At 71.4% G+C, this 25,800-nt stretch carries 22 protein-coding genes; 6 read left to right on the top strand and 16 right to left on the bottom strand.

Annotated features, from left to right (window positions below; translation table 11 throughout):
* Window positions 1-34: 34 nt before the first annotated feature.
* Window positions 35-436, bottom strand: coding sequence for a pyridoxamine 5'-phosphate oxidase family protein (locus tag A3CE_RS0148420; protein WP_020647361.1), 402 nt, complete (start codon window positions 434-436; stop codon window positions 35-37).
* A gap of 242 nt (window positions 437-678) precedes the next feature.
* Between A3CE_RS0148420 and A3CE_RS0148415 the strand changes: the two genes are divergently transcribed.
* From A3CE_RS0148415 to A3CE_RS0148405, 3 genes are all read left to right on the top strand, one after another.
* On the top strand, window positions 679-1,293 hold the full coding sequence (locus tag A3CE_RS0148415; RefSeq protein WP_020647360.1) for a sigma-70 family RNA polymerase sigma factor: 615 nt from the start codon (window positions 679-681) through the stop codon (window positions 1,291-1,293).
* A 590-nt stretch (window positions 1,294-1,883) separates the two neighbouring features.
* Window positions 1,884-3,314 carry a DUF1996 domain-containing protein gene (locus A3CE_RS0148410; RefSeq protein WP_020647359.1) on the top strand — a complete coding sequence of 477 codons (1,431 nt, stop codon included), beginning with the start codon at window positions 1,884-1,886 and terminating at the stop codon, window positions 3,312-3,314.
* 63 nt (window positions 3,315-3,377) lie between these two features.
* A complete protein-coding gene (locus A3CE_RS0148405) occupies window positions 3,378-3,734 on the top strand; it encodes an MmcQ/YjbR family DNA-binding protein (protein ID WP_020647358.1) in 357 nt (118 codons plus the stop codon).
* On the opposite strand, the gene A3CE_RS0148400 is transcribed toward A3CE_RS0148405, so the two are convergent.
* A complete protein-coding gene (locus tag A3CE_RS0148400; RefSeq protein WP_020647357.1) occupies window positions 3,724-4,947 on the bottom strand; it encodes an MFS transporter in 1,224 nt (407 codons plus the stop codon). The two genes, A3CE_RS0148405 and A3CE_RS0148400, sit on opposite strands and share 11 nt — an antisense overlap.
* A gap of 64 nt (window positions 4,948-5,011) precedes the next feature.
* Between A3CE_RS0148400 and A3CE_RS0148395 the strand changes: the two genes are divergently transcribed.
* Window positions 5,012-5,542 carry a winged helix-turn-helix domain-containing protein gene (locus tag A3CE_RS0148395; RefSeq protein WP_020647356.1) on the top strand — a complete coding sequence of 177 codons (531 nt, stop codon included), beginning with the start codon at window positions 5,012-5,014 and terminating at the stop codon, window positions 5,540-5,542.
* A gap of 6 nt (window positions 5,543-5,548) precedes the next feature.
* On the opposite strand, the gene A3CE_RS0148390 is transcribed toward A3CE_RS0148395, so the two are convergent.
* From A3CE_RS0148390 to A3CE_RS0148355, 8 genes are all read right to left on the bottom strand, one after another.
* Window positions 5,549-7,027, bottom strand: coding sequence for a glycoside hydrolase family 43 protein (locus tag A3CE_RS0148390; protein WP_020647355.1), 1,479 nt, complete (start codon window positions 7,025-7,027; stop codon window positions 5,549-5,551).
* A gap of 128 nt (window positions 7,028-7,155) precedes the next feature.
* The gene (locus A3CE_RS0148385) at window positions 7,156-7,914 is read right to left on the bottom strand and encodes an SH3 domain-containing protein (RefSeq protein WP_026469584.1); all 759 of its coding nucleotides are present in this window, start codon (window positions 7,912-7,914) and stop codon (window positions 7,156-7,158) included.
* A gap of 112 nt (window positions 7,915-8,026) precedes the next feature.
* On the bottom strand, window positions 8,027-9,466 hold the full coding sequence (locus A3CE_RS0148380; protein ID WP_020647353.1) for a glycoside hydrolase family 3 protein: 1,440 nt from the start codon (window positions 9,464-9,466) through the stop codon (window positions 8,027-8,029).
* Between the two features lie 3 nt (window positions 9,467-9,469).
* Window positions 9,470-10,300, bottom strand: coding sequence for a carbohydrate ABC transporter permease (locus tag A3CE_RS0148375; RefSeq protein WP_020647352.1), 831 nt, complete (start codon window positions 10,298-10,300; stop codon window positions 9,470-9,472).
* On the bottom strand, window positions 10,297-11,283 hold the full coding sequence (locus tag A3CE_RS0148370; RefSeq protein ID WP_026469583.1) for a carbohydrate ABC transporter permease: 987 nt from the start codon (window positions 11,281-11,283) through the stop codon (window positions 10,297-10,299). Before A3CE_RS0148370 ends, A3CE_RS0148375 begins: the two co-directional genes overlap by 4 nt.
* Complete coding sequence (locus tag A3CE_RS0148365) at window positions 11,280-12,581, bottom strand: extracellular solute-binding protein (protein WP_020647350.1); 1,302 nt, start codon at window positions 12,579-12,581, stop codon at window positions 11,280-11,282. Before A3CE_RS0148365 ends, A3CE_RS0148370 begins: the two co-directional genes overlap by 4 nt.
* A 323-nt stretch (window positions 12,582-12,904) precedes the next feature.
* On the bottom strand, window positions 12,905-14,707 hold the full coding sequence (locus tag A3CE_RS0148360; RefSeq protein WP_020647349.1) for a sugar phosphate isomerase/epimerase and 4-hydroxyphenylpyruvate domain-containing protein: 1,803 nt from the start codon (window positions 14,705-14,707) through the stop codon (window positions 12,905-12,907).
* Window positions 14,697-15,545 (bottom strand): shikimate dehydrogenase, encoded by an 849-nt coding sequence (locus A3CE_RS0148355; protein ID WP_020647348.1) that lies wholly within the window; start codon window positions 15,543-15,545, stop codon window positions 14,697-14,699. Before A3CE_RS0148355 ends, A3CE_RS0148360 begins: the two co-directional genes overlap by 11 nt.
* A gap of 114 nt (window positions 15,546-15,659) precedes the next feature.
* Between A3CE_RS0148355 and A3CE_RS0148350 the strand changes: the two genes are divergently transcribed.
* Window positions 15,660-16,301: a TetR/AcrR family transcriptional regulator gene (locus A3CE_RS0148350; protein ID WP_020647347.1), complete on the top strand. Its 642-nt coding sequence runs from the start codon at window positions 15,660-15,662 to the stop codon at window positions 16,299-16,301.
* Between the two features lie 115 nt (window positions 16,302-16,416).
* Window positions 16,417-17,739: an MFS transporter gene (locus tag A3CE_RS0148345; protein ID WP_020647346.1), complete on the top strand. Its 1,323-nt coding sequence runs from the start codon at window positions 16,417-16,419 to the stop codon at window positions 17,737-17,739.
* On the opposite strand, the gene A3CE_RS58235 is transcribed toward A3CE_RS0148345, so the two are convergent.
* The 6 genes from A3CE_RS58235 to A3CE_RS0148315 form a co-directional block, all read right to left on the bottom strand.
* Window positions 17,708-18,244: an FHA domain-containing protein gene (locus A3CE_RS58235; RefSeq protein WP_020647345.1), complete on the bottom strand. Its 537-nt coding sequence runs from the start codon at window positions 18,242-18,244 to the stop codon at window positions 17,708-17,710. The two genes, A3CE_RS0148345 and A3CE_RS58235, sit on opposite strands and share 32 nt — an antisense overlap.
* A 76-nt stretch (window positions 18,245-18,320) precedes the next feature.
* On the bottom strand, window positions 18,321-20,420 hold the full coding sequence (locus A3CE_RS0148335) for a (Fe-S)-binding protein (RefSeq protein ID WP_020647344.1): 2,100 nt from the start codon (window positions 20,418-20,420) through the stop codon (window positions 18,321-18,323).
* A gap of 31 nt (window positions 20,421-20,451) precedes the next feature.
* A complete protein-coding gene (locus tag A3CE_RS0148330) occupies window positions 20,452-20,871 on the bottom strand; it encodes a hypothetical protein (RefSeq protein ID WP_020647343.1) in 420 nt (139 codons plus the stop codon).
* Between the two features lie 126 nt (window positions 20,872-20,997).
* On the bottom strand, window positions 20,998-23,097 hold the full coding sequence (locus tag A3CE_RS0148325; RefSeq protein WP_020647342.1) for an EAL domain-containing protein: 2,100 nt from the start codon (window positions 23,095-23,097) through the stop codon (window positions 20,998-21,000).
* A gap of 84 nt (window positions 23,098-23,181) precedes the next feature.
* Window positions 23,182-24,288 (bottom strand): alpha/beta fold hydrolase, encoded by a 1,107-nt coding sequence (locus A3CE_RS0148320; RefSeq protein ID WP_020647341.1) that lies wholly within the window; start codon window positions 24,286-24,288, stop codon window positions 23,182-23,184.
* A 73-nt stretch (window positions 24,289-24,361) separates the two neighbouring features.
* On the bottom strand, window positions 24,362-25,726 hold the full coding sequence (locus A3CE_RS0148315) for a cytochrome P450 (protein WP_026469582.1): 1,365 nt from the start codon (window positions 25,724-25,726) through the stop codon (window positions 24,362-24,364).
* Window positions 25,727-25,800: the final 74 nt, after the last annotated feature.

The following is a 25,800-nucleotide window of genomic DNA, read 5'->3' as shown; positions in this document are numbered from 1 at the left end:
TCCATCCGGTGGGTCGAGGAACGGAACGGGTTTGTTACTCGGCGTGGCAGGTGACGCGGTGACCGCTGATGGTCTCGGCCGGGATGCGCAGGAAACGGCGGCCGGGCCGGGGCCGGCAGGGGCAGGTGAGCTCGCCGAGGTCGGCGGCGACGGACTCGGTGGCGCGCCCCAGCAGGCTGACGTACCACCCGGCGCCGAAGTCGGCGGCGAACTCGTCGGCTTCGAAGGCGACGACGGCGTCGCGCGCGCCCGCGTAGAGAGGGCTGTCGGCCGGTACGGCGAAGACCACGGCGTCGTCGACGACGGTGAAGCGCACCGGACGCACGGCGGGCATCGCCCGGTGGGTGAAAATCACCCGTCCGAGGGTCGCCGAGCGAAGCAGGGCGAGGCACTGCTGCCGGTCCAGCAGCAGCCCGAAGCCCACGTCTTCCACCATCGTGCGTACCCGTGTTTCTCCTGTGAATACCCGGCCACCAGCGTGATCGGTTCATCCGGTCCGTCGATAGGGCCGTTAGTCCCGGCCACCGCGAGGGCGGCGGCGCACGCACACCGCGGCGCCGGGCACCAGGGTCGGAAGACCCGGGACGCGGCGGCCGGCCGGCCGGTGTGACGGCCACGCGGGGTGACCTAGCGTCGTGACTGTCCGTCGTCGGGATCGCGTGGGAAGGGGTGAGGCCGATGCCGCCGCACTCAGCCCAGGACGGCCGCGCTCCCGCCTCGACGTTCACGGTCGACCCGGCGCTCGTCCGGTCGGCGGTGCGCGGGAACCGCGCCGCGGTGAGCGGGCTGCTGCGCACGCTGCGCCCGGTGGTGTTCCGCTACTGCCTCGGCCGGCTCCGCACGTGGCCGGACGGTTCGTCCGATGCCGAAGACTGCGCGCAGGACGTGCTGCTGGCGATCGTGCGCGCGCTGCCCGGCTACCGCCACGACGCCGAGGCCTTCCTGCCGTTCGTCTTCGGCATCGCCGCGCACAAGGTGTCCGACTTCCACCGGCAGCGGGCCCGCGACCGCACCAGCCCGGTCGCCGAACCGCCCGCGGACCGGTGGGTGGGCACGGACCCGACAGGCGAGGAGGTCGAGCGCTCCGCCGCGCTCGACTGGTCGGCTGGGCTGCTCGACACGCTTCCGCCGCGCCAGCGCGAAATCCTGGTGCTGCGCATCATCCTCGGCCTTTCGGCCGAAGAGACGGCCACTGCGGTCGGCCTCAGCAGCGCCGGCGCGGTCCGCGTCGCCCAGCACCGCGCGCTCACCACTTTGCGGCGGGGCCTGCTCGCGCACAAACGCGCTTCCTGAGCCCGGGATTGATGACATGAATGACTCATTCATGTCGCTTCGCTCGCCCGCGGGCATTCCCCGCGCCTCACTGAGGGATACGGTCGCGGGTTCGGATCGGTTCAAAGTTTTTCCGACGAACTTCGCCACGCCCCAGGCCGCCGGAAAAAGCCCTGGTCACAGCCTTTCGATCACCGGACTGCGGGGAAGCCGCGGCGGGGCACGGACGGCCGGGACGCCGGGGCGCGCCGGGCCACCGCGGCCGTGCGCAATTCTTCGGCAATTCCCACCGCCCTTTCCTCCCCGCATCCGGCTACGGAGACGGAATCCCGTCCTGACAGTTCGTGATGGGGTGAAATACCTTCTTGCCCGGTGTCAAGCCCCGGTGTAGGTTCCATCACGGAACGATAACCAGCCGGTTGACGGCGCGGCCGCGGGCAGGTGGCCGCGCGCCCACTGATGTCGGGTCAGTGGACCAGCCGGGAATCGATCCGTGCCCTCATCAATGCCGACGTAATCCCTGCTAGGACCGAACCTGTTGGGGACGAGCCTGGGCTCGTCCCGTTCAGTGTCGTGCCTTCCCGCCAGCCCGACACCCGGAGGAATCCCCCATGTCCCGCACCCAAGGGCGCCATCGCCTGTCCCGTCGCACGAAGATCGCGACCGGCGGCCTCGCCCTCGCCATCGCGGTCGGTGGCATCGTCGTCGCGACGACCACCGGCAACACCGGTGAAGCGAGCGCCGACGAGGCGAACCCCGCGTTCTTCGTCGACATCCTCAAGGTGCAGCCGAACCAGTTCGACCCGCGGCCGGTCACCGGCGCGTCGACGGGCACCTTCACCGTGGACTGCGGCCGCAACGAGAACCAGCACTTCAACCCCGACAACTTCATCGCCCAGCCCGGCGTCCGCAACGGCGCCCAGCACCTGCACGACTACGTCGGCAACCTCTCCACCAACGCCGACTCCAACAACAAGAGCCTCCTCAAGGCCGGCACCACCTGCCGCAACGGCGACAAGTCCGCCTACTTCTGGCCCGTCGTCCGCATCGACACCGGCGAGGCGGAGAAGAACGAGCCCGCCAAGAAGCCCGACGGCGACCGGGCCCAGGCCGACCAGGAGTCGAAGACCGTCCAGGTGTCCTGCCCGGACGTCGCCAGCAAGCTCGCCGACATCCCCGACCAGGCGATGGCGGAGGTCGACAGCAACCTCGACCAGCTCGACGCGCAGGCCGACGAGGCCAACAAGCGCATCGCGGCGACGCAGGGCCAGGGCGGCCCGGACTTCGTCCGCAACGCGATCCTGAACCCGCTCAAGGACCGGCGCGCCGCGATCATCGACCGGATCGCCATCGCGATCGGCCGGTTCGCGCCGAAGCCGGGTGACCTGGGCGGTCTCGCGCCGTGCGCGACGAAGCCGGGCAAGGACACGGGAACGCCCACGCCGCCGCCGAGCACCACTGCCGGCGGCGCGCTGCCCGGCCAGGACGAGAACAACGAGCTGCCCGGCAACGACGGCAAGATCCTGCGCCCGCAGCGGGTGCAGCTCACCTTCCGCGGCAGCCCGGTCGGCAAGGTCGTGGCGATGCCGCGCTTCCTGCGCGTGCTCTACGGCGACGCGAAGGTGTCGACCAACGGGCCGGCCAACGCCCGGGCGAGCTGGACGTGCACCGGGTTCGAGAACCGCGTCACCGACAAGTACCCGATCTGCCCGCAGAACAGCAAGGTCAAGCGCATCCACACGTTCCCGAGCTGCTGGGACGGGAAGAACACCGACAGCGCCAACCACCGCACGCACATCGTGTTCCCGGACCAGTCCGGCCGGTGCGCCAAGGGGTTCAAGGCCGTGCCGCAGCTGCAGATCTCGCTGACCTACGACATCCCGCGGGACATCCAGCTCAAGAAGCAGTACAAAGTGGACGCTTTCCCGCAGGAGAAGCACAACCCGCTGTCCGACCACGACGACTTCGCCAACGTGATGTCGCAGCGGATCATGAACGGACTGGTCAACTGCGTCAACCGCGGACGGACCTGCCGGTCGTGACCCCGGTTCCGGCGGCGCGCCCGGGGATGGCGCGCCGCCGGCCGCGGGAGTTGGATGACAGGCATGGTCACCGGTGACGAGGTCCGCGCGTTCGCGGCCGGCCTCCCCCGCGCTTACGAGGCGTACGTGCGGGACCAGATCAAGTTCCGGATCGGGCAGATCGTCTTCCTCGCGCTGTCGCCTGACGAAACACTGATGGGCTTCGCCTATCCGCGCGAGCAGCGTGCGGCGCTGGTGGCCGGGGACCCGGAGAAGTTCCTCCTGCCGGCGCCGTCGGACATGCGCTACAGGTGGGTCCGCTGCCGGCTGGCGGCGATCGGCCCGGAGGAGATGCGCGAGCTCGTCGTGGACGCCTGGCGGATATGCGTCCCGAAGAAGGTCTGGACCGCGTACCTGGAGACCCACCCGCTCAGCGAGTGACCGCGTCGCGTTCGGCCGCCGCGAGCACGTCTTCCGTCACCCCGGAGAGCCCGGCCACCGCGCCGAGCGCCAGCACACCCATCAGCACGAACACCGCGTGCAGGCCGGCCGCCTGCGCGATCGCGCCGCCGGCCAGGGCGCCGAGGGACTTGGTGCCCCAGGCCACGAGCCGGTGACTGCTGTTGAGCCTGCCGAGCAACCGGTCGGGGGTGAGCCGCTGGCGCAATGACACCATCACCACGTTCGACACCAGGAGTCCGGCGCCGCCGGCGAAGAACACCACCCCGACCGCGTAGGGGTCGGCGGTCACCGCGAGCACGCCGACCGTGAGCCCGCCGGCGAGCCACGACACCCACAGCGCGCGGACGCGGCCGAGCCGCCGTTCGACCGGCTCGGCGAGAAACGACCCGGCCAGGCTGCCCGCGGCGACGCTCGCCATCAGCAGCCCGAACGCCGGTGCGGACAGGCCCATCGCCGATCCGGGGCCGACCGCGTGGAGGACGAGGACGGCGAACGTGGCGCCGGTGGCGAAGTTGAACGCGCCGACCATGACGGTGAACGTCCGCAGGACCTTGTGGTGCCAGAGGAACCGCAGTCCTTCGGCGATGTCGGCGCGCAGCGTGGTGCGCCCGTCGCGGGGAACCCGGTACGGGCCGCGCACCAGCAGCAGGACCGCGACGGCCGCTGCCCACAGCACCACCGGCGTGCCGAACGCGGCCCCGGCACCGGCCGCGGCCAGCAACCCCGCCAGCGGCGGCCCGGCGAACTCGTTGGCGGTCTGCTCGACGGCGTACATCCGGCCGTTGGCGCGCGCCAGCCGGGTCCGGCCGACGACCTGCGGGACGATCGATTGGGCCGCGGTGTCGTAGACGGTCTCGGCGGAGCCGGCCCCGAGCGCGACGACGTACAGCGCCCAGATCGATCCCCCGCCCAGCACGGTCAGGAGCAGCACCCCGGCGAGCAGCCCGCCGCGGAGGACGTTCGCGGTGAGCATCGCGCGCCGCCGGTCGAGCCGGTCGACGAGCGCGCCGGCGGGCAGCGCGAAGAGCAGCCACGGCAGGCTGAAGGCGAAGGCCAGGCCCGCGATCAGCACCGGCGAGCGCGTGTAGCCCACGGCGATCAGCGGCAGGGCGACCTTCAGGACGCCGTCGGCGAGGCTGGACAGGCCGGCGGCGGACCACAGCCGCCAGTAGGTACCTCCGAGTCCGCTCACTGATCGAGGGTCGCACATCGATGGACTTTTCTCCATCGATGGAACGATCGACTACGCTCCGTTCATGACCGAACCCCGCCGTCGCCGGCCCGCGACCCCCGAGGAGGCGAAGGCGCTCGGCCACCCCCTGCGGCTGCGCATCATGCGGCTGTGCCTGGTCGAGGAGCTGACGAACAAGCAGCTGGCCGACCGCCTCGGCCGCGACCCCGGCACGGTCCTGCACCACGTGCGGCAGCTGGTGGCCGCGGGCCTCCTGGAGCCGGCCCCGGTCCGCACCGGCCCGAGCGGCGCGCTGGAGAAGCCGTACCGCTCGAACAACGAAACGTGGTGGCTGGACGGCCCCCTGGCGAGCGCGGACGCCGAGACGCGGTTCGCGCCCATCGAGATCTTCCAGGAGGAGCTGCGCGAAGCGGGCCCGGACTCGGTGGCGGTGTACGAGAAGTTCCTGCTGCACCTGTCCCCCGAGGAGGTCGAGGAACTCGACCGCCGGATCCTGGCGGTGCTGGACGAGTACGTGGCGACCGACTCCGAACGCACCGGCCGCCCGGCGATCGGCGGGATCTTCGTGCTGCACCACGTCAAACGCGACGGCTGACGTCCTTCAGTCCTGACGATCGGCCCCGTGGCTGCCGGCGGTGCCCACACCGGACGAATAACCGAACTCATGCAGCGTCGCCGTGCCGTCGAGGACTTCCACGCCGATCATGCGGCCGGTGAAGCCGGTCGCGACCTCCGTGGACAGATACCGTCCGTCGAACGAGCCGAGGACCTCCGCCCGCCCGTCCTGCCGGAGCACGGACAGCTCGAGGAGGTCCGGCTCCTGGGACGCACCCGGAAGCGCGCGGATCCGCAAGGACACCCGGGGACCCGACGCGACCTTCGTGACGGCGTGGACCGCCGGGCCGATGACCAGTGTCGCCGTCACCGAGGCGCCGTCGGCGACGAGGCCGTACCAGTGCCGGTCGTCGAGGCGGACCACGAACTTCGCCGTACCGCCGGAGACGTCCAGTGCCGCCGAGGCGGTCCACTGCTCGTCGAGGGCCCGGGTCAGCAGGGCCGGTGGTGCCGCTCGGCCGGCGTCCGCCGTGAGGCGCAGCTCGGCCGGTCCGGCCCAGCGGGTGAACGTCTCCGGGCCGGCGCCGGGTGCCACCCAGCGCGGGTGCAGTTCGGCGGTCGCGAAGCCGTCCGTGAAGCTGTTGTCCGCCGGCTCGATCGTGAACCGGTCCTCGGCCACGACCGGCCAGCCGTCCACCCAATCGACGCCGGCCAGGAAGGTCTCGCGGCCGTTGACGTGGAACTGCGGTGTCTTGCCGCGCGGCCGGACCCCCAGGTACACCATCGCCCAGCTGCCGTCGGCGCACTCGACCAGGTCGGCGTGCCCGGTGTTCTGCACCGGGTGGGTGGTGCTGCGGTGCGTCAGGATCGGGTTCGCGGGCGCGGGCTCGTAGGGGCCCTCCAGGCTGCGGGCGCGCGCGATCGTGACGGCGTGGCCGCGCTCGGTGCCCCCTTCCGCCAGCATCAGGTACCACCAGCCGTCGACGTGGTACAGGTGCGGGCCTTCCGGGGCGGCGAGGCCGGTGCCGTTCCACAACAGCCGCGGCTCGGCGAGCATTGCGCCCGTGCCCGGGTCGATCGGCACGCTCGCGATGCCGGTCAGCGTGGGCAGGAACGACGCCCACGTGAGGTGGCAGACCCCGGCGTCGTCCCAGCAGAGGTCCGGGTCGATCCCGGCCGTGCCGGCCACGTACACCGGGTCGGACCACGGACCGGCCGGATCCTCGGCGGTCACGATCAGGTGCCCGCGCGGCTCGAGGACGTTGGTCGTCACGAGGTGGAACCGGCCGTCGTGGTGCCGCAGGGTCGGAGCGAAGACGCCACCGCTCGCCACGCCCTCGCCCGGCGGCAGCTGGCCGGGCCGGGTGAGCGCGTGCCCCACGAGCTCCCAGGAGACGAGGTCGGTGCTGCGGCGGATCGGGACGCCGGGCACGTACTCGAAGCTCGAGTTCGCCAGGTAGTAGGTGCCGCCGGCCCGGCAGACGGACGGGTCGGGGTGGAATCCCGGGATGATCGGGACCGTCATCGGTGTCCCCTTCGCGGTGGAGAAACAGGGAGAGTCCGAGATCGATCCTGCCGCAGTGCGGCGGACGCGAACGGGCCCCTGTCCGGGGAAGGTGGACAGGGGCCCGTTCGCGTCAGGCGGTCACCGCGTCAGTGGTTCACCTTGAACCACGGCTGCGCCCAGCCGACGTAGGTCTGGCCCCAGGTGCTCTTGATCGCCGCGATCGTCGTCTTGCCGTAGCTGCCCGGGCCGTTGATGTCGTTCGACAGGAACTCGCCGCCGCCGATCGAGATCATCGTGTGGCCGGACCCGCCGTTGGAGAAGAACGCCAGGCCACCGGCCGGGACCTGGTAGTCGCCCGGGTGCTTCAGCGAGGCGGGGATCTGCGTCCAGTGGATGTAGGCGGTGTCCGAGCCGGACGCGGTGAAGCCGTAGTTCTGCGCGTTGATGCGGTCGCACCAGCGGTAGTAGGCCGGGTCGTTGCCGGTGTGCACGCGGGTCTTGGCGTAGGCGACCGCCTCCGCGCAGGTCCGGTGGTCCCCGAGGCCCGAGGTGGAGCAGGTCTGCGTCGTGCCGTCGCAGTCGGGGGCCACGCGGCCGTCCGAGCCGGTGTAGACGTAGGCGTCGCTGATGTAGCCGTTGCCCACCTTGTCCCAGATGTCGCTGGTGCCGTACTTGCCGTCGACCGTCGACCCGTTGGTCTGGCAGGAGATGGTCACCGCGGTGCCGTCGGCGATGCTGCCGACCGAACCCGCGGAGGTGCTCGGGGTCGACCGCACGGTCAGCGCCGCGCCCGAGTCGGTGTGCACCGTCCCGGTCGCCGCGAATGCCGGGCTCGCCCCGACGACCGCGATCGCCACGGCGATACCGGCCACGCCGGCCACGCGCTTCACGATGCCCATTTTCATGCTTCCGTCCTCCAGTTTTCCGGTGTGCCAGCAGACTGGCGGGCACCGGTACAAGGCGCGTACAAACGCCGGCCGGGCTTCTGGAGAAACGGCAAAAAGACGAAAGGGCGATTCAGGCCAGATACTCGGCCGCGGCGCGCAGGCTGACGTACGAGCCGCCGAACGTGTCGATCCGCGGGCCGTCGCCGTCGCCGGGGCCCGGCACCCCGGTCTCCACGCGAATGAAGTCCACAGTGGACAGTGCGGCGAGCAGGGCGCGCACCCGCGGGTGCCGGTGCGCCTCCCGCGTGACCACGACGACGCTGCGGAAGTCCCGGGCCGCTTCGAGCACCGCTTCGGCGTCGTCGGGGGTCACGGTGAGCGCTCGCGTGCCCGGCACCAGCTCGGCGAGGTGCGGGCCGAGGCCCCACGGCATCGGCCCGGCCGCGATGGTCGGCTCGGTCCGGACGTCGACGACCAGTGGCGGGCCATCCAGCCGCACTTCACCCCGGATCCGGAGCGCCTTGCGGGCCGCCTCCAGGCCGAGCCGCCGGTCGACCGGGCCCGGCTGCGCCGGCGCGGGGCCGGTGCCCAGCGCCGCCGTCCGCGAAGCCGCCTCCTCGAGCCGCTCCAGGGGCAGCTCCCCCGCTTCGACCGCCGCGACGATCGCCGCCGCGGTCGCGTCGAGGGCGTCCGCTTCGAACGCCGCGCCGCCCAGGCACAGCGCGTCCGCGCCCGCTTCGAGGGCCCGGACGGCGGACCGGCCGAGGCCGTCGTGCCGCCCGTACGCGCCGGACACCGCGCCCATCTCGAGGGCGTCGGTGATCACCGCGCCGGTGAAGCCGAGCTCGCCGCGCAGGACGTCGGTGAGCGCCGTCCGGTTGAGCGTGGCCGGCTCGTCGCCCCAGGCCGCCACGACCAGGTGGCCCGACATGATCGAGCGCACGCCGGCCCGGATCGCCGCGGCGAACGGGACCAGCTCGATCTCCCGCAGTTCCGCCGGAGTGCGGGGCAGCACCGGCAGGGCGACGTGCGAGTCTTCGGTCGCCGCGCCGTGGCCGGGGAAGTGCTTGGCGCACGCCGCGACGCCGTACTTCTGCAGGCCCGTCACGTAAGCCGCGACGTGCTGCGACGCCTTCGCCGGGTCGGATCCGAACGCGCGGACGCCGATGATCGGGTCCTCGGCCGCCAGCGTCAGGTCCGCGCACGGTGCGAGGTTGACGGTGACACCGCAGGCCGCCAGGCGCTCGCCGAGCGCGGCGGCGACGGCGGTGGTCAGCTCCGGGTCGCCGGCCGCGCCGAGGGCGAGCGGGCCCGGCACGAACGACCCGGTGTTCACGTCGAGGCGGGTGACGTCACCGCCTTCCTCGTCGATCCCGACCACGACGCCGTCCCGCTCACCGCGCAGCTGCGCGGTGAGCGCGGCGACCTGCTCGTCGTCGACGACGTTGCGGCCGAAGAGGATCACCCCGCCCATTCCCCCGGCGATCCGGCGTCGGAGCCAGTCCGGCGCGGTCGTCCCGGCGAACCCGGGCAGGAGGACGGCTTCGGCGAGTTTCTCCGGAGACGGCACCGGCTATCCCTTCACCGCGCCGGCGACCACGCCGGACACGAGCTTGCGCTGCACGAGCAGGAAGAACATCAACGCCGGCAGGGCGTAGACGACCGACGCGGCCATCACCCCGCCCCAGTCGGTCGCGAACGCCGTGCGGAACGACGCGAGCCACACCGGCAGCGTTTCCTTCGACTTCTCGGTCATGAACACCAGGGCGAACAGGTACTCGTTCCACGCCGTGATGAAGCTGAACACCGACGTGGTGACCAGTCCGGGCGCGAGCAGCGGCAGCGTCACCCGGCGGAACGCGCCGGTCTGGCTGCAGCCGTCGATCATCGCGGCCTCCTCCAGCTCGTACGGGATCCCGTTGACGAAGCCGTAGAGCATCCAGACCGTGAAGGGCAGCGTGGTCGCGAAGTAGACCAGCAGCAGCGACGGCAGCGTGTTGAGCAGCCCGGCGTCCCGCATCAGCAGGAACAGCGGGAGGAACAGCGCCGACGTCGGCGCCAGCTGCGACACCATGACCAGCAGCAGGAACCCCCGGCGGCCGGTGAAGCGCAGCCGCGACAGCGGGATCGCCGCCAGTGTCCCGGCGACCAGGGCGCAGAGCACCGCGCCGACCGTGACGATCAGGCTGTTGAGCAGGTACGTCGGGAAGTTGTCCCGGGCCAGCGCCGTGGCGAAGTTGCCGAACGAGAACGACGTCGGGATCAGGTCGTACTTGGGCGAGAGGATCTGGCCCGGCGTCCTCAGCGACGTGACGAACATCCAGTACGTCGGGAAGAAGATCAGCAACGCCAGGACCACGCCGACGACCGAGAGCGCGATCCGCTGCGGCAGCGGCTTCCTCACTTGAGATCACCTTCCGGGGTCCGGACGAGCAGCTGGATGTACCGGCCCGTGATGAGCGCGAGCAGGATCAGCATCAGCGTCGCGATGGCGCCCGCCGCGCCGAAGTGGTTGCCCGCGATGCCCTTGAGGTAGAGCACGACGGCCAGGGTGGTGCTCTCGCCGTCGGGGCCGCCCTCGCGGATCGCCCAGATCTGCGCGAAGGCGTTGAAGTCCCACAGCACCGACAGGAACGTCACCATGGTGGTGATCGCCCGGATGCTGGGCCAGGTGACCGCGCGGAACGTCTGCCACGGCCCGGCGCCGTCCATGCCGGCCGCCTCGTACTGCTCCTGCGGGACGCCGACGAGGCCCGCGTAGAGCGAGAACGTCACGAACGGCACGGCCTGCCACACGATGAGCAGCCCGATCACGGTGAGCGTGCTGGTGCCGCTGGAGAACCACGAGAACCCGATGAAGCCGGAGAACCCGAGCCGGTCGAGGGTCTTGTTGAGGATGCCGTACTGCTCGTCGAAGATCCACTGGAACACCGTGGTCGTGGCGATCACCGGCGTTGCCCAGGCCAGGATGAGCGTCACCTGCAGGATGGTCCGCACGACCGGGCCGAGGTGGCGCATGAGCACCGCGAGCAGGAGACCGCCGAGGATGGTGGCGGCCACGAGGGCGGCGGTGAACACCAGCGTCCGGACGGTGATCGCCCAGAACTGCGGGTCGGCCAGGGTGTTCGTGTAGTTGTCGAGCCCGACCCAGACGGCCTTGCCGGAAATCAGCTCGCCGATGTCGAGCTTGCGGAGGCTGATGCCGATCACCTGGACCAGCGGCCAGGCGAGCAGGACGAGAATCGCGGCCAGTGCGGGCAGGAGCAGCACGTACGGGAGGATCCGGTCGCCGAGCCGGCCCCGCCTGCGCTTCCCGGCCCGGGCGGCGCGCGGCGATGCCGGCGGGATCTCCCCCGCCGGCATCGTCACATTCGCGGTCGCTGTCATCCGCCGATGAGCTTGTTCAGAGCCGCGTCGGCGTCGGCGGTCGCCTGGTCGATCGTCTTCTTGCCGGTCAGGTACGCGGTCAGCATGTCCTTGACCGGGTTCTGCCCGGACTCGACGTCGCCCCACTTCGGGCTGGCCGGCACGGCCTTGCCGTTGGCCGAGGCCTTCGCCATGACGCTGCCCAGCGCGTCCTTGTCCAGGCCGGACAGGTCGGTCGACGAGCCGGGCACGACGCCGGCGGCGGCGAACTGGCTCTGGTACTTCGCGCTGGAGATCAGCTTGATGTACTCCTTGGCCGCGGCAACGTTCTTGCTGTTGGCCGGGATCGCCAGGTTGGAGCCGCCGAGGAACACCGGGGCGCTCTGGCCGGCGGTCTTGCTCGGGATGGCGAACGCGCCGGTCTTGGCGGTCAGGCTCGGGTCGGTCTTCGCCGCGGTCGGGAGCTCCCACGGCAGGCCGATCATCATGGCCACCTTGCCCGCGCCGTAGATGGTCGCCTGCTGCGGCTTGGCCTCGTCGGCGTCCTTCGGCGCCTTGGTGCCGGAGGCGTCGACGAGCTTCTTGTAGAACTCCAGGCCGGCCTTGGCTTCCGGCGTCTCGAGCGTGGCCTTGTAGTTCTTGCCGTCGGCCTTGGCGACGTCACCGCCGTTGTCCCAGATGAACGACAGCAGCGCGTACCAGTTCTGCCCCGGCATGTAGAGCGCCTGGAACTCGGGGTCGGAGCCGAACTTCGTCTTCAGCTTGCCGATCGCGTCGAGCCACTCGTCGTTCGACGCCGGCGTCTTGGTGATGCCGGCCTGGTCGAACATGTCCTTGCGATAGATGACTTCGCGGTTGGCCGCGTAGAACGGGACGCCGTAGACCTTGCCGTTGTAGGTGCCGGAGTCGGCGAGCCCCTTCAGCCACTGCGAACCGTTGAAGCTGTCCTTGTCGGCGGTCAGGTCGGTCAGCACGCCGTCCTGCGCGGCGAACGACGCGGTCTGCGTGTTGCCGATCTCGATGACGTCCGGCGGGTTGCCACTGGCCAGCGCGGTGGTCAGCTTCTGCTGGATGCCGTCCCACTGCTGGATTTCGTACTTGACCTTGACCCCGGGGTGCGCGGCCTCGAACTCCTTGTGGAGCGCGTCGGTCAGGGTGGTCGGCGCGGACCCGGTCATCAGCCAGACCGTGACGGTGCCGCTGAGCGGTGCATTGCCGCTCGACGAGGCCGCGGTGCCCGAACCGCTGGAGCCCGCGCAGCCTGCTGTCGCGAGGGTGAGTGCGGCGGCGCCCGCCGCCAGCTTGAGCCAGCGTTTCACTCGATGCCGTCCTTTCCATGCCCGGCCACCGAAGCCGAGCGCCCCAAATGGTGTAGACCAATGTTGGGGTTAGAGTGGTACGTACCACCGGCCCTGTCAAGGCGGTTGCCGGAACGTTGTAAACGCACCGGGCACTCTGACCGCGCGTAGCCGGGCGGTCACCGGAGATGGCTTGGCAGCCGACAGAAGTCGTCCCAATAGGAGGGTGTCCGGAACGTTTTTCACCGGCCGGCGGGGCAAAATCGGTGCGCGCCCGTTCCTTGACACAGCGAAAACCGCCCCGGGAAAGACTTCCCAGGGCGGCGTCGCGGCGCGGTCCTTGCTCAGGCGGGTGTTTTCACCGGCGGCCCGGCGTACCGGCGCGCCCGGTGCGCGGCCATCCGCACGGGCGCGTTGACCACGCCGAACCCGCGGTACTCCCCGATCCGCTGCACCACCTCGAAGAACACCCGTTCGCCGGCGAACGCGGTGTAGAAGTGCAGGAACTCACCGCGGGAGTCACGGTCGTACAGCACCGAGTTCGCCCGCAGCGCGGCGATCCGGTCCGGCGGGATGTCGAGCCTGGCTTCGAGGTCGTCGTAGTAGTTGCCGGGGATCTCCAGCAGCGGCGCTTCCAGCGCGCGCATCGCCCGCGCCGCCGCGACGGCGTCCGAGCAGGCGAACGCGACGTGCTGCGGTTCGGGTACCGCGGGCGCCCATTCGCCGCGCCGCACCAGGGCGCTGTCCAAGGTCAGCCGCACGGTCCCGGCCGAAAGGCCGCGGCTGCGCACCAGCCCGAACGGCGCGGCGAACTCCGTCACCGGCGACGGCGTCAGCCCGAACACCGCGCGGTAGAACGACGCGGCCTCCTCGAAGTGGTCGAAGGGCTGCGTGAGCGCGACGTGATCGATTCCGAAGACGCCCGCCCCGGGCGCGGTCTCGCCGGTCGGGACGAAGTCGTCGCGCCAGTCGTCGTTGCCGCACAGGAACACTTCGGTGCCGTCCGGTGCGGCGACCGACGCGAGATCGGCCTCCCGGGGCCCGCGGACCCGCGGCAGGACCGGCGCGAGCAGGGCTTCGGCCCGGCGAGCCGAGCGGGCCGGGTCGGTGCTCGCCAGCGCGACCGCGCCGACGGCGCCGTGCGCCGGACCGCCCTCGTTGACGACCACGCGGGCGTCGCCCTGTTCCCACAGCTCGACCGGCTTGGTCCGGTGCACACCGGTGCGCGCGAAGCCCAGGCTCGCCAGGACGCGCCCGGCGCCGGGGTCGGTGACGACCTCGGCGAACGCGTGACCGGTCAGCGCCGGCGCGGACGGCAGGTCCAGGACGCCGAGCGACTCCTTCAGCGCCACCAGCGACCGCATCGCGTCGACGGCGGCCGGCCTCGGATCGGCTTGGCGGAAGACGTCGTTGAAGACTTCCAGCGACAGCGGGCCGCGGTAGCCGGCGGCGAGCACGTGCCCGGTGAACGCCGTCAGGTCGAAGTCGCCCTGGCCGGGGAAGAGCCGGTGGTGCCTGCTCCACGGCAGCACGTCCATCGGCAGGCGCGGGGCATCGGCGAGCTGGAGGAAGAAGATCTTGTCGCCCGGGATGGCCCGGATCGGCGCCGGGTCGTGTCCCTTCGACAGGATGTGGAAGCTGTCGAGGCAGACGCCGAGCGCGGGGTGCGCGGCGCGCCGCACGATGCGCCAAGCGTGCTCGTAGCCGTTGACGTGCTTGCCCCAGGCGAGGGCTTCGTAGGCGATCCGCAGGCCGCGGGCGGCGGCGAGGTCCGCGAGCGCGTACAGCTGCTCGGCGGCCAGTTCGTCGTCGTCGATGGCGTCCGGCGACACCGAGGAGCAGACCAGCACGGTGTCCGTGCCGAGCTCGGCCATGACGTCGAACTTGTGCCGCGCCCGGCGCAGGTTGGCCTCGTGCAGCCGGGGCGGGACGGCTTCGAAGTCGCGGAAGGGCTGGTAGAGATCGATCGAGAGGCCGAGGCCGGCGCAGCGGCGGCGGATCTCGGCCGGGCTCGACGGCGAGACGACCAGGTCGTTCTCGAACAGCTCGACGCCGTCGAACCCGGCCGCGGCGGCCGCGGCCAGCTTGTCTTCGAGGGTGCCGGACAGGCAGACGGTGGCGATCGCGGTGCGGGGTTCAGGCGGCACGGGCGGTCTCCCCTTCAAGGGCGTCGAAGTGCCGCAGCATCCGCGCCGGGTCCGGGTCGACGCCGGTGAACAGCCGGAACGACTCGGCGGCCTGCAGCACGACCATGCCGCCGCCGTGCAGCACCCGGCAGCCGCGGGCGCGGGCGGCGGCCAGCAGCGGGGTTTCCAGCGGCCGGTAGACGATGTCGGCGACCCACAGCCGCGGGTGCAGCAGCTCCGCCGGGACCGGCGAGCCGGGGTGGGCGGCCATCCCGGTCGGGGTCGCGTGCACCAGGCCGTCGGCGTGGCCGACGGCGTCGAGCCCGCCGGTCCGCGCGCGGCCGGTACCGAACCGCTCGCGGAGCGCGCCGGCCAGCTTGGCGCTCCGGGCGCCGTCGACGTCGTGAACGGTGAGCCGCTTGGCGCCCAGGGAAAGCAACGCGTGCGCGACGGCCGCGCCCGCTCCCCCGGCGCCGAGGAGGACGACCTCGTCCATCCGGACGTCGGGCAGGCCGCGGCCGAGGCTGCGGGCGAAGCCGGTGGCGTCGGTGTTGTGCCCGATCGCGCGGCCTCGCTCGAAGACGACGGTGTTGACCGCGCCGAGCGCTTCGGCCTCCGGGGACAGTTCGTCGAGGTGCTCCAGGACCGCCTGCTTGGCCGGGTGGGTGACGTTGAGGCCGTCGAACCCGGCGAGCCGGGCCGCTTCGACGACGTCGGCGACCGGACGGCCTAGCACGTCGAGGTCCAGCAGGCGGTAGACGTAGCGGAGGCCGAGCTCGTCGGCCTCGCGTTCGTGCAGCGCCGGGCTGGCGGACGGCCCGATGCCCGTGCCGACGAGGCCGATCAGGTAGCTGGTCACGCCGCGCCCTCCGAAGCTAATGTACGAACTAGTACGTTCACGGTAGCGCGCCGCCCGCCCGGACGGAAGGGCTGGGCTAGAGTGGGGCCGTTCACCTGCAGGGGAGGGAGCCCGGTGGCCGCACCATCGTCGGAGGCCGAGCGCCAGCGCGACAAGGAACGCACGCGCGCCGACATCCTCGCGGTGGCCACGCGGGAGTTCGCGGACAAGGGCTACACCGGCGCCCGCGTGGACGAGATCGCAGCCCGCACCAGCACGACCAAGCGGATGATCTACTACTACTTCGGCGGCAAGGAACAGCTCTACATCGCTGTGCTGGAGCAGGCGTACTCCGCGATCCGCGCCCTGGAAAAACAGGTCGACGTCGAGCACCTGGCCCCGGAGGACGCACTCCGGCAGCTGGCGGGGCTGACGTTCGACCACCACGAGGCGAACCCGGACTTCATCCGGCTGGTCAGCATCGAGAACATCCACCACGCCGAGCACCTCGCGCAGTCGGAGATCCTGGCCGGGCTGGCCGACCCGGCGCTCGGCGGGCTGACGGTCGTCCTCCAGCGCGGGCGCGCGGCCGGCCGCTTCCGCGCCGACGCCGACCCGCTCGACGTCCACATGATCATCAGCTCGTTCTGCGTGTTCCGGCTGGCGAACCGGCACACGTTCCAGGCGATCTTCGGCCGCGACATGCTCGACCCGGCCCGGCGCGAGCACTACCGCACGATGCTCGGCGACCTGGTGATCGACTACCTGACCGCCTGAAATCCCCCTCTTGACACCCGGGGTCCGGTCTCGCACTCTCTATTAACTAACTAGACCGTACATTGCTTCCCGCCGACTCTGAGCAACGAAGCACAGACGTCAGGAGATCGTCCCCGTGACCGGATCGATGCCCCGCAAGGCTGCGCTGGCCGCCTGGATCGGCAGCGCGCTCGAGTACTACGACTTCTTCATCTACGGCACCGCCGCCGCACTGGTCTTCAACAAGGTCTTCTTCCCGGCCTCCTCCCCCGCCACCGGCACGCTGCTGGCCCTGGCCACCTTCGGCGTCGGCTACCTCGCCCGGCCGGTCGGCGCGTTCGTCCTCGGCCACGTCGGCGACCGGTTCGGGCGCAAGCGCGTGCTCGTCTTCACCCTGCTGCTGATGGGCGTCGCGACGTTCGCCGTCGGCTGCCTGCCCACGTACTCGAGCGTCGGCGTCCTGGCGCCGGTCCTGCTGGTCGTTCTCCGGCTGCTGCAAGGACTTTCCGCGGCCGGCGAGCAGGCGGGCGCGAACTCGATGTCGCTGGAGCACGCTCCGGAACGGCGCCGCGCCTACTTCACCAGCTTCACCCTCAGCGGTACCCAGGCCGGTCAGATCCTGGCCACCGCGATCTTCCTCCCGGTCGCCACGCTGCCGCAGGACCAGCTGCTGAGCTGGGGCTGGCGGGTACCGTTCTGGGGCAGCGCGCTCGTCGTGGTCGTCGGCTTCGTGATCCGCCGCAAGCTCGCCGAGACGCCGGTGTTCGAACGCACCGAGGTCGCGAAGCTGCCGGTCGCCGAGCTGTTCCGCCGGCACTGGGTGGACGTCCTGCGCGTGGTCGTCGCCGCGACGATCGCCTCGGTGAGCACGATCTTCACCGTCTACGCGCTGAGCTACGCGGTCAACACGATCGGCCTGGCGCGCACCCCGATGCTCTGGGTCGGCGTCCTCGCGAACGTCGTCGCGCTGGCCGCCATCCCGCTGCTGGCGGGGCTCGCCGACCGCGTCGGCCGCAAGCCGGTGTTCATCACCGGGTGCCTGCTGTGCGGTGTCCTGATCTTCCCGTACCTGTGGTCGATCTCGATCGGCTCGTACGCCCTGCTGTTCGTGCTCGGCATCGTGTTGTTCGGGGTGGCGTACTCGGGTGTCAACGGCGTCTGGCCCGCGCTCTACGGCGAGATGTTCAGCGCCCGGGTGCGCCTGTCGGGCATGGCGATCGGCACCCAGATCGGCTTCGCGGTGGCGGGGTTCGCACCCAGCGTCGTCGCGGCGATCGGCTCGGCGAAGGACGACTGGCTGGGCGTCGCGATCTTCACCGCGGCGGTGTGCGTGGCGGCGGCGATCGCCGCGGCGACGGCCAGGGAAACCTACCTGGTGCCGACCGCGGAGCTGGGCGCCAAGGCCGCACCGTCCACTGTGGTCATGTCTACTGTGGACGGCCAGCCAGCGCCACACTGACCGCCGTCACCGCGATGCCCAGCGCGAACAAGACCACGCCGGGCCACAGGCCGACGGCTCCGACGTGCCGGAGCACCCGCCACGCTCCCAGCCCGAACCCGGCCACGGTCAGCAGCGGGCCGAGGACCAGGCCCGCCAGCCGGGCCGTTCCCCGGCCCGCCGCCGTTTCCGCGAAGACCGGCGGTTCGTCGTCCGCCGGGAGCGCGTCGGTGTAGACGGCGCTGATCGACCCGAAGGTCACACGGTCACCGGTGCGCAGCAGCCGGGCCTGCCGCGGTGCCAGCGGCTCGCCGTTGACCAGCGTGCCGGTGCGCGAACCCGCGTCGGACACCCAGGTGCCGCGCGCGTCCCGCCGGAGCCACGCGTGCCGGGGGCTCACCCGATCCGAATACAGCCTCAGGTCCGCCTCCGGCCCGCGGCCGACCAGCCACGCACCCCGCCGCACCGCCAACCTCGCGACCGCGCCGTCGAGTGTCTCGATCGTCGCCGAGTCCCGTCGCCCCATCGTTCCTCCCACCACGTCCCGACTCCCTGCAGAGCCGGGCCGCGGCGGGAAGATGCGTGGCGAACGGGTGAACCGGTCAGGGTTCGGTCGCGGGTGCGGGGGCCTTCACCCGCTCCAGCAGCAGCTGGGCGACGTCGCGGACGTCGACGTTCTCCGCCTTCTGCTCGCTCTGGCGCTGGACCAGGCCGTCGGTGAGCATCACCCGGCAGAAGGGGCAGCCGGTCACGATCGTCTCGGCGTCCGTGGCGATCGCCTCGTCCACCCGCTCGAGGTTGATCCGCTTGCCGATCTGCTCCTCCATCCACATCCGCGCGCCACCCGCGCCGCAGCACAGGGCCCGGTCCGCGTGCCGCGGCATCTCCTCGAGCGTCGCGCCCGTCGCGCCGACCAGCTCGCGCGGCGGCGTGTAGACCTTGTTGTGCCGCCCGAGGTAGCAGGGGTCGTGGTAGGTGACGCGGGGACCCTCCTCCACCGGCTTGACCGGGGTCAGCTGCCCGCCGCGCACCAGCCGGTTGAGCAGCTGCGTGTGGTGCACGACCTCGTAGTGCCCGTCCAGGTCCGGGTACTCGCGGCCGAGGGTGTTCAGGCAGTGCGGGCAGGTCGTGACGATCTTGCGCAGCCGCGGCTCACGGCCCTCGAACACGGCGTTGAGGGTCTCCGCGGTCTGCTGCGCCATCATCTGGAAGAGGAACTCGTTGCCCGCGCGGCGCGCCGGGTCACCGGTGCAGGACTCCTCCTTGCCGAGCACCACGTACTTCACCCCGGCGATGTGCAGGAGCTCGGCCGTGGCGCGGACGGTCTTGCGGGCGTTGTCGTCGAAGGCGCCCGCGCAGCCGACCCAGTAGACGTACTCGACGTCCTCGGCCAGCTCGCCGTCGAACACCGGGACGTCGAAGCCGAGGTCCTTCGTCCAGGCGAGGCGTTCCGAGTTGTTCTGGCCCCACGGGTTGCCCTTGGTCTCCAGGTTCTTGAACAGCCCGCCCAGCTCGGTCGGGAACGCCGACTCGATCATCACCTGGTAACGGCGCATGTCGACGATGTGGTCGACGTGCTCGATGTCCACCGGGCACTGCTCGACGCACGCGCCACACGTGGTGCAGGACCACAGCACGTCCGGGTCGATGACGCCGCCGTCGGCCTCCGGGCCGACCAGCGGGCGCGCCTGTTCGTGCTCGGTGCCCGCGAGGATGTAAGGCGCCTCCTCGAAGAGGTTGTCGCGCAGGCCCATGATGAGCAGCTTGGGCGACAACGGCTTCCCGGTGTTCCACGCCGGGCACTGCGACTGGCAGCGGCCGCACTCGGTGCAGGTCGCGAAGTCCAGCATGCCCTTCCACGTGAAGTCGCCGATCTTGCCGCGGCCGAACGTGTCGTCCTCGCCCGGGTCCTCGAAGTCGATCGGCTTGCCGCCGGACTCCATCGGCAGCAGCGGGCCGAGCGCGTCCGGCAGCCGCTTCGCCGAGACGTTGATCGGCGCCACGAAGATGTGCAGGTGCTTGGAGTAGAGCACGATCGACAGGAACACCAGCATGACGCCGATGTGCAGCAGCAGGCCGACCGTCTCCAGCACCTCGGTCGTCGAGTGCCCGAGCGGCTCCAGGAGGTTCCCGACGCCGAGGGAGACGTACGCGCCGGAGTCGTAGGGGAAGTTGCCGGACGCCGAAGAAGCGCCGCGGAAGAAGAACATCGTCCAGACGACGTTGAAGATCATGATCAGGATCAGCCACGCGCCGCCGGTGTGCGAGCCGTAGAAGCGCGACGCACGGTCCTTGCGCTCGGGGGCGTTGCGGACGCGGATCACCGCGAACACGCCCAGCGAGACGGCCACCATGACGGCGATGAAGTCCTGCAGGAAGCCGAGCACCGCCCAGTGGCCGATCCACGGGATGGCGAACCGCTCGTCGAAGAGCGCGCCGTACGCCTCGAGGTACACCGAAGCGAGGATCACGAAGCCCCAGAACGTGAAGAAGTGCGCCAGGCCGGGCACCGACCACTTCAGCAGCTTGCGCTGGCCGAACACCTCGCGCACCTGCGCGAAGACCCGGGCGCCCAGGTCGTCGGAGCGTTTGGCGTCCGGCTGGCCCGCCTTGATCAGCCGGTACAGGAAGGCCACTCGCTTGCCGGCGACGGCGAGGCCGACGACGGTCATGAGCAGACCGAGGATGAGACGAACGAGCACGAGTCCTCCGCGTCGTGATGGAAGGACCGGCTCAGTGCGAGCCGGTGTAGTACCGGCACGCCTTGCACGCGTACCGCATCTTCGCGACCCGCCAGTGTTTCCGGTACAGATCGAGGTCGGACGATCGGCGGACGCCGAGGCGCTGGTAGCGCCCGGGCCGCCGCCGGCCGGTTTCGTACTGCTCGGTCGCGCGGCCGAGGTGGGCGCGCCGCAGCACGCACCCCCGCGTCCGGCAGCGGCCGAGCGCGCTGCGGCAGAAGCGGTGCAGCAGCACGAGATCGCCGGTCACTTCTTCGACGACGCCGTAGCCGGGGTGACCACCCGGCCCGGCCAGCCGCACCGGCAGCCCGCAGTACGCGCACTTGAGCGTGCACGGGAGACAGCCGGCGACGTGCCTGAGCCGCAGTTCGCGCCGGTCTTCGGAGCCGGGTCCTCGGACGCGCGACGCCATGGGACCTCCCGGAGCGACTGTGATCGGCACCACTGCCTGCTACTGGAGGGTAATGAGGAGATCACTTCACGCGACAGGTCCGAACGGCCTACTTTCCTTGCGCCATTCGGCGTAACGAGCCAGGGTTCAGCAGCCGGGCAACCCGGCCGGGAGCTCCGGGTACGCCGGGCCCGACAACCGGTCCGCGCCGCGATCCCGCCACCACGCGGCCTGCTCGCGCGTCTCGACACCGGTCACGCCGACCTCGGCCCCGGCCGCGTGCGCCGCGTCGATCAACGCCGACAGCGTGCCCGTCACCAGCGGGTGGTCCCGGCGCGCCACCAGGTTCGCCACCAGGCGGACCGCGCGCACCGGCCACTCCGTGAGGCAGGTGACGTCGCCGAAGCCGTGGATCTCCACCGGCACGCCGATTTCCGCCAGCACCTTGAAGTTGTCGGCCGCGTCGCCGGACGCGGCCAGGCCGGCCGCCGGGAAGCCGGGGCGCAGCCGCGAGGGCGCCAAGCCGGTGTCGCCGAGCACCCGGCGGATCTCGCCCACCAGCTCGGGGTCGGCGGCCTGCTGTGCGGTGAGCTCGACGACGAGCGGCACGTCGAGCCCGGACGCCGCGAGCCGCTCGGCCGCCGTCCGCAGCAGCCACGTGCCGAGCGGCAGCGCCAGCCCGGTCTCCGCGGCAAGCCGCACGCACGTCTCGTGCGGCAGCACGCCTTCGGACGGGTGGTTCCAGCGCAGCCGCGCCTCGAGGCTTTCGACCGCGTCGGCGCCCGCGGGCACCAGTGCGCGGTAGCCGACGACGATCTCGCCGTTCTCCCAGGCGCCCGCCAGCGACGCGGCCAGGCCGAATTCGTGCCGGTCGCGCCGGTCCAGCTCGCGGTCGAACAGGCCCCACTGGATCCCCGTCCGCTGCACGCGGCGCAGGGTCAAACCCGACGCGCGAAGCAGCTCCGCGGGCGTGATGTCCCGCGGCGGCCGGTGGACGACGCCGATGGCGGCCGACACCGCGACCCCGTGCTGCCCGTCGACGTACTCCGGCTCGGCGAGTTCGTGGGTGATCCGGTGGACGAGGGTCACCACGTCGGGGGTCTCCGCCGCGTTCTGCACCAGCACCCCGAACTCGTCGCCGCCGAGGCGTGCCACGAGGGCCGTTTCCCGGTCGAACACCACCTTCAGCTTCGCCGCGACACCCCGCAGCACCCGGTCGCCGAGGTCCTGGCCGAGCCCGCCGTTGATCTGCGAGAAGCCGTCGAGGTCGAGGTGGAACAGCGTCGCCCCGTGGACCGGGTCGGCGTCGCGAAGCAGGGTTTCGAGGCGGGTGCTGAAGAACTGGCGGTTGGGCAGGCCGGTCAGCACGTCGTGCAGGGCCTGGTGGCTCAGCCGCCGCTGCAGCAGCGACACCTCGGTGTCGTCGTCGACGATCGTCAGCAGCTGCCGGGGCGTACCGACGGAGTCGCGGATCACCGACGCGGCGAAGGTGGCCCACATCGGCTCGCCGTCCTTGCCGACCAGGCGGCGGCCGGTGCGCAGCCGGTGCAGCCGGCCGGCGACCAGGTCCCGGTAGCCCGCGCGGAGCTGCTCGACGTCGTCGGGGTGGACGAGGTCGAACAGGGTCAGGGTGGCGATCTCGGCCGGCGTGCGGTTGAGCGTCTTGGCGAGCGCGGCGTTGGCCCGCAGCACGCGCCCGTCGAGCTCGCTGAGCGCGACGCCGCTGGCGGAGCCGGCGAACACCTCCTCGAACTGCGCGCGGCTGATGACCTGCTTCTGCCGCGTCTCCTGCTCGACCTTGAGCAGCGCGCGGCTGAGGCCCTCCTGCCGCTTCTGGATGTCCTCGCGCAGCATCTCGCCGTAGCCGGAGCTGAGCGCGCCGAGCACCAGCACGAGCCGCTCGGCGAGCCCGTCGACCCGGCGCAGCTCCGGCTCGTGCAGCAGGGCCTTGCCGAGCACTTCCAGGCTGCGGCGCAGGCTGTCCGCGCCGACGCACCGCAGCTCGACGAGCCGTCCGCCGGCCGCCGCGGCATCGGCGGTGTCCGGCGGGTCGCTCGCGACGGCGTCGAACAGCCGTCCGGCCAGCGCCGTCAGCTCACGCTCGATCTCTTCGGGGGTGTGCGGGAGGTAGGCGGTGGTACTGATCAGGTAACCCCATTTGCGCGCGAGCGTGCCGAGCCGCCGCGCCGCGCGTTCGGCGGACGGCTTCTGCCGCGGGTCGTCACCGCGGGGACGGGGAGCAGTCACCTCAGGCTGTCCAAGGTTCTCGAGCACCCTCCGGTCGGGGGAACCGATACATCCTGCCGTGAAATGGTGCGGGTGCCCACGGTTTCAGTTTCGTCCGATCGAGTGATAACCCTGCGGAGCGATCCCCAGGCGGTTCTGCAGCCACGAACGGGTGGCGTCCCGGTATTCCCCGGCGTTTTCGTGCAACGCCACGGAATGCCCGGCACCCGGAAGGACGTACATCGAAAGCTTCGACGGATCGGCGTAGTACGGCGCCTCCTGCGCGCGCAACACGCCGGCGTCCGAACAGTCACGCAACGCCAGAAGGCCGCAGAAAAGGACGTCCTTTTCCCCGACCACCTGGAAAACCGGTGCGGCGATTCCCCACGTCGCCGGCAGCACGATACCGAACAACGCGACCGTGCCCATCCCGGGCACCGAAACCTGGTCCTTGGTCGCTTCGTCGGCCGCGATCACGCCCGGGTCGGCGTCCCCGGCGGCGTAGAAGAGCCCGGCCCGTGCCCCCGGTTTCGTGGTGAAGTACAACGGGTCGCTGCCCAGGTGGGCCGGCTGTTCGTCGGCGAACGCGGGCTGCAGGCCGAGGGCCGCGCCCAGCGCCAGCACCGGCAGCGCGGGCAGGTGCGTGATGCCGGTGAGGACGACGCCGTCGACGTCGTGGTAGGTCGACGCCTCCGCCGCGACGGTGCCCGAGCCGACCGAGTGCCCGACGATGACCACCTTCGCGAACGGCACCCCGCCGACGCGCCCGGCCCGCAGGTGCCCGACCACCTCGTGCATCGACTCGGCCGCGGCCCAGACCGACAGCGGCAGGCTCAGGGGACGGCTGCTGCGCCCGGCGCCGAGCTGGTCCACGGCGAAGGTCGCGTAGCCGTGGGCGGCCATGTCGCGCTGGTAGGAGTAGCGCGCCGGTTCGTACGGCAGGTCCCAGTAGGCGCTGTTGTACGTCCCGCCGTGCACGAGCAGCTGGACGGTATCCGGCCCAGCACCGGCGGGCAGGCACAGGCGGCCGTGCACGGTCGCGGGGGAACCCGGGACCAGCGGTGGCAGGCCGGGACCGGTGACCGGCAGATCCGTGTCGCCGCAGGAGATCGCGGCGGCCTCGGCGGCCTCGGCGGGCGCCGCCGCGGTCAGCGACGCGAGCAGGACACCGCAGGCGGACAACACCGACGTCAGTTTGAGCGGCCGTCTCAAACCGCATTCCCCTTCCGAAACGGGCGGGCTGAAGGACCCCGGAACACTACACCCGGTAGTGGAATCGGCACCGTCAGGTCCGGCGGGGCACCACGGTCATCGGCAGCCGGTTCGGCTGCATCGTGGCCTTGATCTGCGCGTACACCTTCTTGCCGGGCACGGGATCCAGGCGCCAGCGGGCTCCGATCGTCGCCGCCACGATGGCGATCTCCGTCGGCGCGAACACGTGCCCGGGGCACAGCCGCGCGCCCGCGCCGAACGGGATGTACGCGCCCTTCGGCAGTTCCGCGGCGCGGCCGGGCGCCCAGCGGTCCGGGTCGAACCGGTCCGGCTCGGGGAACCAGCGCGGATCGCGGTGCAGGGTGTGCTGGCTGACGGCGACCTCGCTGCCCGCCGGGATCGCCACCCCGCCGAGTTCGACGTCCTCGCGGGCGCGGCGCATCAGGATCAGCGGCGGGGTGCGGCGGACGATCTCGTTGACGATCTGTTGTGTGTAACCGAGATCCGGCAGGTCCTCGAAGCGCGCGGCCCGGCCACCAAGGACTCCGCCCCCAAGGACCCCGCCGCCCCCAAGGACACTGTCGACTTCGGCGTGGAACCGGCGCTCGACGTCCGGGTGCTGCCCGAGCTCGTGGAAAAACCAGGCCAGCGCGACGGCGGTGGTCTCGGCGCCGGTCGTCAGGATCGTGATGACCTCGTCGTGCACCTGCCGGTCGGACATGCCCTCGCCGGTGTCCTCGTCGCGGGCCAGCAGCAGCATCGACAGCAGGTCGCCGTGGTCGGCGCCGTCTTCGCGGGCGGCGACGACGGTTTCGCCGATCACCTCGCGCAGGCGCGCGGCCGCGGCGTCGAACTTCCGGTTCGGCGGGATCGGCAGCTTCTCCACGAATTTCGGCGAAAACGCGCGGACGAGCACGTACTTCAGCATGACCGGGATCGAACGCCGGATCTCTTCGAGCGCCTCGTCGCCGAGCGCGGTGGAGAACAGCGTCTGCCCGGCGACGGTCAGCACCAGGTCTTGCATGCACTGGTCGAACTGGACGACTTCGCCCGGCTGCCACGAATCCACCAGGGCGGCGGCCAGTTTCGTCATGGTGTTTTCGGCGTAGCCCGCGATCCGCGCGCGGCCGAAGGCGGGCATCACCAGCCGGCGCTGGCGGCGGTTGAGCTCGCCGTTCGAGGTGGCCAGGCCGTCACCGAAGAGGGGCCGCATCTTGTCGAAGACCAGGCCCTTGTCGAACTTGTCGGCGTCGGTGGCCAGCACCTGCCAGGCCAGCTCCGGCGTGGTGACCACGTGCACCGGCAGCGGCCCGAGACGGAGTTCGACGACTTCTCCGTGCGCCGGAAGGGAAGTGAAGAGCTTCAGCGGGTCGCGCAGCAGGGACACGGTGTGCCCGAGCACAGGCAAGCGACCGGGAACGGGACGCGGGTTCGGCATGGCCTCGCCTCCTCGTGACCGGGCCACCCTAGCCGGGCGGCCGGTCCGCCGAGCGCGAGTCCACACGAACGGAT

Origin of the sequence: Amycolatopsis balhimycina FH 1894 (assembly GCF_000384295.1) — a bacterium.
Classification (GTDB): domain Bacteria; phylum Actinomycetota; class Actinomycetes; order Mycobacteriales; family Pseudonocardiaceae; genus Amycolatopsis; species Amycolatopsis balhimycina.
Note: the sequence above shows the minus strand (reverse complement) of the source record. Positions and strands in the feature narration are given on the sequence as shown.

Coding starts and splice junctions, on each gene's coding strand:
- A3CE_RS0148420 (WP_020647361.1), bottom strand. CDS start 436: ATGGTGGAAGACGTGGGCTTCGGGCTGCTGCTGGACCGGCAGCAGTGC.
- A3CE_RS0148415 (WP_020647360.1), top strand. CDS start 679: ATGCCGCCGCACTCAGCCCAGGACGGCCGCGCTCCCGCCTCGACGTTC.
- A3CE_RS0148410 (WP_020647359.1), top strand. CDS start 1,884: ATGTCCCGCACCCAAGGGCGCCATCGCCTGTCCCGTCGCACGAAGATC.
- A3CE_RS0148405 (WP_020647358.1), top strand. CDS start 3,378: ATGGTCACCGGTGACGAGGTCCGCGCGTTCGCGGCCGGCCTCCCCCGC.
- A3CE_RS0148395 (WP_020647356.1), top strand. CDS start 5,012: ATGACCGAACCCCGCCGTCGCCGGCCCGCGACCCCCGAGGAGGCGAAG.
- A3CE_RS0148390 (WP_020647355.1), bottom strand. CDS start 7,027: ATGACGGTCCCGATCATCCCGGGATTCCACCCCGACCCGTCCGTCTGC.
- A3CE_RS0148385 (WP_026469584.1), bottom strand. CDS start 7,914: ATGAAAATGGGCATCGTGAAGCGCGTGGCCGGCGTGGCCGGTATCGCC.
- A3CE_RS0148370 (WP_026469583.1), bottom strand. CDS start 11,283: ATGACAGCGACCGCGAATGTGACGATGCCGGCGGGGGAGATCCCGCCG.
- A3CE_RS58235 (WP_020647345.1), bottom strand. CDS start 18,244: ATGGGGCGACGGGACTCGGCGACGATCGAGACACTCGACGGCGCGGTC.
- A3CE_RS0148330 (WP_020647343.1), bottom strand. CDS start 20,871: ATGGCGTCGCGCGTCCGAGGACCCGGCTCCGAAGACCGGCGCGAACTG.
- A3CE_RS0148315 (WP_026469582.1), bottom strand. CDS start 25,726: ATGCCGAACCCGCGTCCCGTTCCCGGTCGCTTGCCTGTGCTCGGGCAC.